Genomic DNA, 9572 nt, shown 5'->3' on the forward strand with positions numbered 1-9572 from the left:
ATGCAACAAGTTGTCCTACCCATCAAAGATTCAAATGTTCTCAAAGAAGTTCAAGATACGTTACTCAATAATTTTAAAGCTGGCCGTCGTAACTATACAATTTTTCAAGTTGGTAAAGCTACGCTACTAAGAGTCAGTGACGTTATGTGCTTAAAACAGACCAATATTTTTAATCCGAACGGTTCCATTAAACAAAATGCGTTTATTCATGATAAAAAAACTGGTAAACCTAATACCTTGTATCTTAAACCGGTTCAAACAGACCTTTTGTTGTATCGTCAATGGCTGCTTGATAATCAGTTACAATCTGAATGGCTCTTTCCTTCCATTCAACACCCCGAACGACATATCACAGAAAAACAGTTCTACAAAATCATGAGCAAAGTTGGCGATCTTTTAAGTATTAATTACCTTGGTACCCATACGATGCGCAAGACTGGAGCTTATCGAGTTTATACGCAATCTAATTATAATATTGGTTTGGTTATGTACTTATTAAATCATTCAAGTGAAGCGATGACTTTAGCTTATTTAGGCTTGGACCAAGCAAGTACCGAAACTATGTTAGACCAAATTGATTTTGGTTAGAATTGGTTATTTTTTAGTTGTTGCCGAAGGCAACTTCTGAGACAGATTTTAAGCACAAAACCTCTACTAAATTTTGGTGGAGTGTAAGTGCGCCTTGACCGAGATTTGCTCAGTTTGCGGACTCACATAGATTTTCTATGTGTAAGTGCGCACTAAACTCATTTCATTCCGTTTAATGACGCTAAAAAATAGCTAACTTGATCATTGAAATAAAGGTTGTTTTTTAGTTCAATGCGCACTTACACACAACAACTAAAGTTGATTGTGCTTATACTAAAAAAAGTTGTATTAGATTTCGTTGCGCTCAAACAAATCTTTTTAATTGCTTTACACCGTTTTTCTTTCTAAACTTAATTACCATCTTTGAATAACTAACTATAAAAAGATGCCTTTAATTTAAACCTGAAATAATTAGCTAATGTTAGGAGTAACTCAGATGGACGAAAAAAAAGTATTAAAGCCAATTGATGAAATGCTTGCTGATCCTTGGCAAGTTGATATTCAAGAATTGTTTGAAGCTTTTGTTCATGAACCTGATGAGATCAAACAGAATTTGTATAATTCCTTGTACACTTACATTTTGCAAAAAAGACAAGAAGATATTATTAATCGACCAGGATTTGTAATTTAGCCCTCTAAAAGCTCACTGAGGGCTTTTTATTTTGTTTTGGCATAAATTATATGTAAATATGCTTAAAACTGCTGAGAATTGAAAATAAAGGCCTTAAAAGGGACATAGCAGTTAAATTCTTATTATGTTTTAGAAAAGCTAACTGTTTGCTGTCAATGGTAGCGGACGAGCAAAGCGTGGGAGCATAAGGAATTGACAGCTCTAAACCAGTCTTAACACTGAATTGGCGAAAGCCAAAGTTTCTATAAAACTTTGCTTTCCTGCCTAACGGTGAGTGAAAAAACGGTCAAGCTGGTTCAGCTTGACGGGGTGCGGGGCGTCAGCGCCCGTATAAATGTGGCTTGCCACACCTTTTTAGGCAACGAACGAAGTGAGGCGCAAAGAGCGTAGCGAATGGAGTTTAATGTGAGCCGGTTTTTGGCTCACTCCTTTGTGTTTTTGATTTTAGGTCTTGATCTCGTACAGTGGTGCCTCTTATATACCTCTTTTATAAACCTCTTTTAAACCTCTTTTAGACCCCTCTTGAACCTTACTCTCCCAAGGCTTATAGAAGTTTATCAAGTAGGTTTTGTCTGTTTATCAAGTAGGTTTTGTCTGTTTATCAAGTAGGTTTTGTCTGTTTATCAAGTAGGTTTTGTCTGTTTATCAAGTAGAACTATAAAGTTGACTACTTGATAAACATAATCTAAAATTAATTTGTAATCATTAGGAGGTACAGCATGGGAAATGAAATTATTAAATATGATCCAGAGTTAAATACCATTCCACTTCGAAAATTTACTCCAGTTGAAATGAATTTATTTTTTTCGATTATTTCTCGTATGCGTGATAAGAGTGATCAGACCATTCGTTTTACTTTTGATCAATTAAAAGAGCTAAGTGCTTATAAACCTACTGCAAATAACCGTTTTGAAGATGACATTCAGAGAACTTATGAAAAAATGATGGGATTACATTTTGGTAGACGAAGTAAAAGTGGATTAACTCGAGAGTTTTTTGTTTTGTTTACAGAATTTAAAATTGATGGAGATGCAGAAGAACCTTATGTAGACGTAAAAGTTTATGAACGTGCTTTACCCCTTTTAAACAAGCTTGAAAGTTGGGTTCGTTATGCGTTGGCAGAGTTTAGAGATTTAAAAAGTAGTTACGCAAAAACAATGTTTCGGTTACTAAAACAGTTCAGAACCACTGGATATGCTTATTTTTCTAAAGAAGACTTTTTTGAATTACTAGATATGCCCAAAAGTTACTGGAATAGTCCCTCTAACGTCGATAAATTTGTTATAAAACCCATTAAAGAAGAATTAACTCCTTTGTTTAGAGGATTAACGGTTAGAAAAAAATATGGTAAAGGGCGTGGGAAACCAGTTATTGGCTATTCGTTTACCTGGAAACCAGAAAAGAAAGATGCCAATGATTTCTCACAAGGCCAATTACAAGATGAGCGTCAAAAGCTTTTTAATATTCAGCATAATGGTGAATTAACAGAGCAGGAAAAATGGCGCGCCATTGACAAGGTTAAGGGGTTAACTTTAGGCTCTACTGAGAAACAAGCATTGGCTGATAAACAGGCCGAGCACGATAAAAAAATAAGAGATCAAGCAAGACAAGAAGCACTTGCTGAACTCCGAAAGGGGTTTGGAAATCATGCCTAAAACTATTAGAGAACTTGCTGATGAATTGGGCGTTTCAAAGCAGGCTATATGGCAAAAGATAAAAAGAGATGCGTCAATCGATTTGCGTCAATTTACATCAACAAAAGGCAATACTGTTTACGTTGATGTTGATGGGCAAAAAGCTATTAAAGCAATGTTCTCAAACGATTCATCAACAAGATACCGTCAACAAAAAGATGATGTTGACGACAACAAAAAAGATGCGGTTGATGGACAAGATGAAGTGAAATTCCTTCGAAATTTAGTATCAGAATTTCAATCTGAAAAGAAAGAGTTACATAAGTTACTAGATCAGCAACAAAGATTGGCCTTACAGGACAAACAACTGCTCGAAGAATACAAGGCAGAAATTAAGGACTTGAAAGCCTTAACGATGGCACCGCATGATAATAGTGAAAAAGAAGTGACGTCAGACAAACAACCGGAACCTGAAAATAGCACCCCGGAGTCACAACCTAAACCTAAAAAGTGGTGGCGTTTTGGTAAATAGTTACAACTAAAAAAGAAAAGAAGACTAGTTAGAACGTGTTTAGAATCTTTTCAAGAGTATTCGCAGGAAGGCTAAGCTAATCATCATCTTACTGGTGTTCAGCTTTCGCTCACAATTGCGCCAGAGGCGCCGATATTTTCCTAGCCAGCTAAAACTGCGTTCGATAACCCAGCGTTGCGGGGTCACTTGACCGTGCCTAAGGTCACTCTGTTTAGCAATAATGACTTCAGCGTTAATCATTGCCTGAACTGATTGAGCAAAGTTGTTACCAGTATAACCACCATCGGCCATTACTCGTTGAACCAGGTCAAACTGTGATTTGTTTAACGCCAGTAGCGCATTGGCGCCATCACGCTCAGAAACATTGGCGGTTGTCACATGGACTGCCATCGGCAGCCCATTGATATCTACAGCAAGATGGCGCTTAATCCCACTCACCTTTTTACCACCATCGTAGCCACTACTTTCAGCAGGATCGGTATTCTTGACACTTTGAGCATCTAGAATGATGAACGATGTATAAACTGAACGCTTCTGAGCCAACCGATGTTGGCTGACAATTTTTTTAAAACCTTATCCAGAGGAGTGATACCAGCAGGAGATGGCGTTTTAGTCCAAAGTAACCAGTAATAATAGACGGTTTCCCATTTAGGAAAATCGCTGGGTAAATCGCGCCAAACGCACCCATTTTTCAAGGTATAAAGCAGGGCACAAAAGATATCATATAAATCAACCTTTCTTGGCTTAGTCCGCTTACGTATGCCTTCTAGATCTGTCCGGATTAGTTCAAATTGTTCACGAGAGATGTCGCTACTATAATGGTGTGCAAAGCTTTTCATGGATTAAAAACTCCTGTTTTTGATCTAATTTAACTAAAATCAAATCGAATGTCAAAGTATCCAAACACGTTCTTAAATAGCGGAAGATAAATTTGAACAATCTGTAGCTGCCAAGCTAAAGGGTGAGGGCTGGGACTGTCCCACAGATTATTCTGGTGGGTAGATTGTAAAATTAATCCGAACGCTGTTCGGACAAAAAAGATCAGCTTCCTTTAAAATGGTGTTTACCACAAACCCATCTTTTAGGAGCTGATCTTTTGTCTAGTATAACCTATTCCGAACGAATTAAAATCGAAACCTTTTGTGAACTAGGGCTGTCCAATATCCAAATGGGCGTTCGGATTAATTTTAAAATCTACCATAAGTCTACCGATTTTTTAATATTATTTTATTCATCAATTTCCGGCGCCGACCCAAGCTCTGCCTGAATCATCCAGATTTTCTTCTCAATTGCGGTTTTGAGACCAATGAAAATATCTTGGGTACTGAAGTCTTTTTCAACATCGGATACTTCAATGCCGTGTTGGTAAAGGTCTTCCAAGTAACGATAGCCATCAACTAAGTGTGCGAGGCGTTCTGGGGTTGTTTTGTCCCATTCACCAGGCCAGTCTTGAATCTTAGTGTTTTCGGCCATTTCTTTTAAGGTGGAGTAAGGACTGCCATCAAGCGCAATCAGCCGTTCAGAAATGACATCGAGTTGGCTGTCAATTTCTTCCATGAACTCATCCATCAAGGGGTGCAACTTCAAAAAGTTGGGTCCACGCATGTACCAATGCGTCTGATGGATAATCATTGACATCTGGCTCAAATCGGCAACGAGTTGATTTAATACTGCTTTGGTTTTCGTATATTTCATTAGATTGGTCTCCTTTCGATATGGTTATTATAACTTAGTGGTAGCTTAATCTGAAACGTTATACACTGGCAAATTAAGTTATTTATAGCCCGTAGAATTAAGTCGTTTTGAAAAGATGGAGACGTTATATGGAAGATTGTAAAATTAATCTACAATTGAATTTTATTTACCTTATGAAGATGTTCAAAACGCGTTAAAGGAAAGTGCGCAAACCCCTTTATACGTAGAAAGGATGAATGGGTAGTGGGTAACAATGAGTGTAAATTAAATAAGGCACAAAAAAGGATGCTTAAGGATAAAGAAATATATAATCATTTCAATTTAGAAAATATTTCCAGTTCCATCAAAACGGAGCTAAACAAGATAGTGCATGACATCGATGACTAATACTTTAACACCAAACAGAAAGGGGCTATGAATATATAGGGTCTATACTAGATAATGGACCCTATTTATTGAAATGGGAGAGTAATTTTTTCAAAGAAAAGGGGGTAAAAACTATGATTAAAAAAGGCATTACAAGAGTAATAATAAAAGTAATGAATTCTTGGAGTTCAATTTTTTCAACGTTACCAGGGTAACTTTTGGGAATCGGAATTAAAAAGTCGAGGAAGATTGGTAAATATACAATGCTATTAACTATTACAACACTACTTATTCCGATTACGTAATGAACCATAGAAAAAGTTAGGACTTGATTGTGTCTGAAGTATTTTTTTTGAGCCTGCTGTACAGTTTTTTTCCTAGTTACAATGTCATGCCTTGCAGCGTTGAATAGGAGTGAAAAGCCTATTAATGCAACAATTATTAATATAAAGCCGAATGAATTGGTAACTCCAACTTCTGAAGTGAAATTTAGAAAAAAAGGGCCCAAATATTTGGAGATGAACCAACTAGATAAAATTGAAATAATAATTGTAAGAATGTTTTTAAAATAGCCATTTTCAATGATAGTATCATTTATATGGTCACATAAATATAAAAAATCAATTGTTATGAGAAAAAAAACAACTAATATTACGATTAACCATGAGTACAAGGCTGATTTAGCACCTCTTTCTATTTTTTAGATAAAAGTAAAAAACTAAAATAAGTAAAATGATAAACTAATATATATAGTTTATCATTTTGCTTATTACTTTCTATGCGTTTTGTTCAATTAACTTGCGAAAAGCTTTAGCGGCGTCTTTTGCTTCACTGTCAGTATAAGAAGGATATTTTTGTAATTTAAACTTTTTAAAAGCCAATAAAGCGGTTTTATAAGCTGCACCCCATGAACCTGTACCACCTTTTAAAAGAGTATATGTGTCGTTCTGTAGTGAATCAAGGTCATCATCAAAACGATTACTTAGGTAAGAATTAAAGCGAACGGAGCTTTCATTACCGGTGTAATAAGTTTTAATAATTTTGGATATAGTTTGGTTGTTTTGCGAATGGATTGTACTGTAAACGTTAAGTGCATCCAAATCGTCAACCAAATCTTCCCTTCCAAATTGCCCTTTATTACCTACATATGCAGTAATTGATTCATAAAAAGAGCCGTATTTTTTCTGGTTAAGATGAGCATCTTCTATACTTGTTAAAAGATCTCCACACCAGCCCCCAAGGTCCTGAATTCCTGAGGCTGACTGTGGTTCTCCCCAAAATAAAAGTGCGTTTAAAGAAGCCATCATGTGTGGTAAGCCAATTTTTATGCCAGTAGTACTATCATAAAGAGTTTCGAAGTCACTTTCTTTTGAAACATGTAATGCTGAGTTTGCGAATGCTAACCAGCTAGTATTTAATCCACCGGCCAAGGGTGCCCAACTTGGTGAAGAATAGGAAAATTGTCTATAAAATTGGGTAACAAGTTGTTCAGCAGGTGTTGAAGAGCTTTCACCGCTGATATAACTATATGCCTGGTCTTCTACTTGTTGCAGTTGGGTAAAGAAAGCAGCGTTAGGATTTATATTAACTTTGGTAACTTTAGAAACTCCGTTATCTTTACCAGAGACAGCAACTTGATCCATATCAATCCCTGTTGAAGCTCCAGTAAATTCATTGAATTGATCAAAGCTCCAATTTTCAGGCATTTTGAACCCTAAATTTCCGCTCCATCCAGAAGACATATCAGCAACAAAACTATACTTAACTAAGTGGTTTACATGCAAGCACGCATTGCGTGTTCCATAAATACCTGCTTTATATTCAGTTGATCCTATAATACCAGTAATACCCTCGAAATAGGGGACAACCGTACTACTCATGTTTCCATCTTGAATATCAACATCAACGGCAAAATAGATAACTGTCCCACTTGGTAGGCCAAGCTGACGTGCAGTATTAACGGCAATAGAAGCGTCTGCGAAACCTTGCTTGCTATTAAAATAACTTTCTTCATAACCTCCATCTTCGTAAATCGGAAAAATCTTAAGGTTAGCATCTAATAGCAGTTTAACTTCAGTGTTAGTCAAATTTTTATCTCGTTTATCAGCACCAGTCCCGACGCTTCCTGTCAAATAACGGCCGATAATGTTATAGCCAGCTGCTTTCAGTGATTTAGCCGTAGCAGCTGATGTGATTTGAGTAGCCATGTCGACACCATCTGAAGATCGGTTAGTGTTACCATTACTAGTTAATAAGCCTTTGATCACAGTTAGGTCAGCAGTTGAAGTATAAGGAGGCAACTTCATGAATTTTCTAAAGGAAACTATACCGTCGGCAACATTTTGTGTAAATTGGCCATTGAAGGCGCCTGAATAGAAACCATTAACGTAAAGACCATATTGAATAATTTTAACGATTGCCCCAGTTGCGCCAGAATTAACAGTTGGTGTTTTATTGATCGTACCAGGACCATAATAACCATTAGCAGTTCCAGTATCCATACCTTCCACTGACTGCAAAGCATAAATCAAAGCAGTGTTCGTATCCCTTTGATAAATTCCATCACATGGTAAAATACCAGTGTAAGCTTGATAATCATGATTAAGCTGTTGTTGCATTGAACGGATTTTAGCGTCCCCACCAGGAACTAAAACAAACGCGCTCATTGTCAACAAGGCTTTCATAATATCCGAGTTTACATTGGCGCTGGTGTCTTTGATACCGGCGTCTTTTTTTAATTCAACGACAGCAGCAGCCGTGTTAGTAGTAAATTCTCCGGTAAAGTCTTCAGGGTTGATACCCTTACACCAAAAGCCACCTTGGATTATTTTAACAACATTGTGCTTAAAGCCAGTTTTAACTTTATTAGCAAATTGAGTATCCCATTTAGCGGCAGTTGAAGGGCCAAAATTATCAACTAGATCTGTGATACCTAATTCGTGTTGCAGGGCTCTAGTTAACCCATAAACTGTGTTCCAACCAGTATTACCGTCCTCGGGTACTTTACCAAAGCCAGAAACTTTACCGTAAGTTTTGTTGAGCCAGACTTGTGTTTCTTTTACCATTTCATCCATACATAAATCGTCCTTTCTGTGTTGTTTAGCAACCATAAGCGCCTACAACGAACAAGCTATCAAATGAGTAAGCAGTTTCTGATTCAACCTCCTTAAAAATTATTTGCTCAATATTCGAACACACGTTCGAGTAGACGGCTTAATTTTAGCACAGAAAAACAAGAAAACAAATTTTTGTCGGATTATTTTCGAACAAAAAAGATCTTCCAGGAAAATGGGAAGATCAAGTAAGCTATATATTTTTAAGGGCCCATTTTTACCAAATAGCCCCTTGAAAACATTGTTAAAATAACCCCCAATATCTATAATGTAGATATTGGGGGTTATTCTTTGTTTTTATCAATAAATAACATCTGCTTTTTAGAAAAATTGTTGGACCTTTGTACTAATTGAACTAATTTCTTGCCGAGATAAAGTGGCCACAACTTCGCCATCTGATCGTTTTGTTGGATCGACAGCACGGACATGTTGCAATAACGCTGTCCCGTGAATTTTCCCGTTATCTATCCTGATAAATAACGGCGATTTAGCATACTTTTCTTGGGTACGATATTTGTCAGAGGTACTGATTGGCACAACTAGCACCGTATTAAAATAGCGATTATAGTGATCGTTGCTTACAACTAAACACGGTCGCTTTTTCTTAGTTTCAGTGCCTTTAGCCGGATCTAAATTAATCCATAAAATAGCGCCTTGTTTTAATTTCATTAATCAAAGTCTTCGCTTTCCACATCTTTACCCCAATCAACTTCTGTTGTACTGAGATTTCCAAACTTTTTTTCTTGTTCATCAACAAGTTGCCATAGATCCGGTTTACTACGAACAATCATTACTTTACCATTTGGTTCAATCTGCCATTCAATTGTATCAGTAGACCGAACCTTTAACAGTTCACGTACTGTTTTAGGAATTGTAATCTGATTTTTACTTGTGATCTTTGAGCTAACCTTAGTTACATTACCTGCACTCACAATATCATCTCCTTACTTTTTCCTTACAAAAAATAATAACATAACTGCTTTAATATCTCAAGAAAAGGAGAAAAGACTATC

The 9572-nt window shown here is 36.6% G+C and carries 9 protein-coding genes and 1 pseudogene; 5 read left to right on the forward strand and 5 right to left on the reverse strand.

Annotation, left to right across the window (positions count from 1 at the left end; all coding sequences use genetic code 11):
- The 4 genes from LROSL1_RS00055 to LROSL1_RS00070 all read left to right on the forward strand — a co-directional run bounded on the left by LROSL1_RS00055 (position 1) and on the right by LROSL1_RS00070 (position 3385).
- Positions 1–588 carry a site-specific integrase gene (locus tag LROSL1_RS00055; RefSeq protein ID WP_001748063.1) on the forward strand — a complete coding sequence of 196 codons (588 nt, stop codon included), beginning with the start codon at positions 1–3 and terminating at the stop codon, positions 586–588.
- 418 nt (positions 589–1006) lie between these two features.
- Positions 1007–1219, forward strand: coding sequence for a hypothetical protein (locus LROSL1_RS00060; RefSeq protein ID WP_001748064.1), 213 nt, complete (start codon positions 1007–1009; stop codon positions 1217–1219).
- Positions 1220–1938: 719 nt separating this feature from the next.
- Positions 1939–2874 carry a replication initiation protein gene (locus tag LROSL1_RS00065; protein WP_001748065.1) on the forward strand — a complete coding sequence of 312 codons (936 nt, stop codon included), beginning with the start codon at positions 1939–1941 and terminating at the stop codon, positions 2872–2874.
- Entirely contained in the window at positions 2867–3385 is a 519-nt protein-coding gene (locus LROSL1_RS00070; RefSeq protein WP_001748066.1) for a helix-turn-helix domain-containing protein, read from the forward strand. The genes LROSL1_RS00065 and LROSL1_RS00070 overlap by 8 nt, the downstream gene beginning before the upstream one ends.
- 39 nt (positions 3386–3424) lie before the next feature.
- Here LROSL1_RS00070 and LROSL1_RS00075 read toward each other — a convergent pair.
- Positions 3425–4224, reverse strand: a protein-coding gene (locus LROSL1_RS00075; RefSeq protein WP_088899809.1) for an IS5 family transposase whose coding sequence is annotated in 2 segments (ribosomal slippage) — positions 3425–3954 and positions 3954–4224 — 801 coding nt in all. Because the reading frame shifts where the segments join, the coding sequence is not laid out codon by codon here.
- Between the two features lie 257 nt (positions 4225–4481).
- Here LROSL1_RS00075 and LROSL1_RS00080 point away from each other — a divergent pair.
- Positions 4482–4571, forward strand: a pseudogene (locus tag LROSL1_RS00080) (IS30 family transposase); the annotation flags it as partial.
- A 41-nt stretch (positions 4572–4612) separates the two neighbouring features.
- Here LROSL1_RS00080 and LROSL1_RS00085 read toward each other — a convergent pair.
- From LROSL1_RS00085 to LROSL1_RS00100, 4 genes are all read right to left on the reverse strand, one after another.
- Positions 4613–5080, reverse strand: coding sequence for a Dps family protein (locus tag LROSL1_RS00085; protein WP_003587210.1), 468 nt, complete (start codon positions 5078–5080; stop codon positions 4613–4615).
- Between the two features lie 1142 nt (positions 5081–6222).
- Entirely contained in the window at positions 6223–8520 is a 2298-nt protein-coding gene (locus LROSL1_RS00090) for a glycoside hydrolase domain-containing protein (RefSeq protein WP_014271901.1), read from the reverse strand.
- Positions 8521–8880: 360 nt separating this feature from the next.
- Entirely contained in the window at positions 8881–9228 is a 348-nt protein-coding gene (locus LROSL1_RS00095) for a type II toxin-antitoxin system PemK/MazF family toxin (RefSeq protein WP_178913281.1), read from the reverse strand.
- A complete protein-coding gene (locus tag LROSL1_RS00100) occupies positions 9228–9491 on the reverse strand; it encodes a type II toxin-antitoxin system PrlF family antitoxin (protein ID WP_001748062.1) in 264 nt (87 codons plus the stop codon). Before LROSL1_RS00100 ends, LROSL1_RS00095 begins: the two co-directional genes overlap by 1 nt.
- Positions 9492–9572: the final 81 nt, after the last annotated feature.

The sequence above is a fragment of the Furfurilactobacillus rossiae genome (assembly GCF_013394005.1).
GTDB lineage: Bacteria > Bacillota > Bacilli > Lactobacillales > Lactobacillaceae > Furfurilactobacillus > Furfurilactobacillus rossiae.